The 948-nt window shown below is 69.9% G+C and carries 1 protein-coding gene; it reads left to right on the forward strand.

The features are described 5' to 3' along the window. The coding region (locus tag ACFO4E_RS30070; RefSeq protein ID WP_378580721.1) for a beta-ketoacyl synthase N-terminal-like domain-containing protein at positions 1 to 948 on the forward strand (948 nt) is incomplete at both ends.

The raw sequence follows: 948 nt of genomic DNA on the forward strand, positions 1-948 counted from the left end.
CGGAGGATCTGTGGCGGTTGGTGGCGGAGGGGGTGGACGCGGTCGCGCCTTTTCCTGTGGATCGGGGGTGGGATCTGGGGTCGTTGTTCGATTCCGATCCTGGTCGTGCGGGGACGTCGTATGTGCGGGAGGGGGGTTTTCTGGATGATGTGGCGGGGTTCGATGCGGGGTTCTTCGGGATCTCGCCGCGTGAGGCGCTGGCGATGGATCCTCAGCAGCGGCTGCTGTTGGAGGTGTCGTGGGAGACGGTGGAGCGGGCGGGGATCGATCCGTCGTCGCTGAAGGGCCGCGACATCGGCGTCTTCGCCGGGGTGACCAACCACGACTACGGGGAACGGCTCCGCCACCCGACCGGTGAACTGGAGGGATACCGGCTCACGGGGCTGTCGGGGAGTGTGGCGTCGGGGCGGGTGGCCTACACGCTCGGACTGGAGGGGCCCGCGATCTCGGTGGACACGGCGTGTTCGTCGTCCCTTGTCGCTCTGCACTTGGCGGCTCAGGCGCTGCGGCGGGGTGAGTGCTCCATGGCGCTGGCCGGCGGGGTCACCGTCATGGCCTCTCCCGGAGGGTTCGTGGAGTTCTCCCGGCAGCGGGGGCTCGCGCCTGATGGCCGGTGCAAGGCGTTCTCGGCGTCGGCCGATGGCACGGGGTGGGCCGAGGGAGTGGGGTTGGTGCTGTTGGAGCGGGTGTCGGATGCGCGGCGGAATGGGCATCCGGTCTTGGCGGTGGTGCGGGGGTCGGCGGTGAATCAGGACGGTGCGTCGAACGGGTTGACGGCGCCGAGTGGGCCGTCGCAGGAGCGGGTGATCCGGGCGGCCTTGGCGGATGCGGGGCTCGTGGAGGGCGATGTCGATCTCGTCGAGGCGCATGGCACCGGTACCCGGTTGGGTGATCCGATCGAGGCGCAGGCGCTGTTGGCGACGTATGGGCGGGGGCGTCGTGCCGATC

The organism is Nocardiopsis mangrovi, assembly GCF_042653925.1.
Taxonomy (GTDB): domain Bacteria; phylum Actinomycetota; class Actinomycetes; order Streptosporangiales; family Streptosporangiaceae; genus Nocardiopsis_B; species Nocardiopsis_B mangrovi.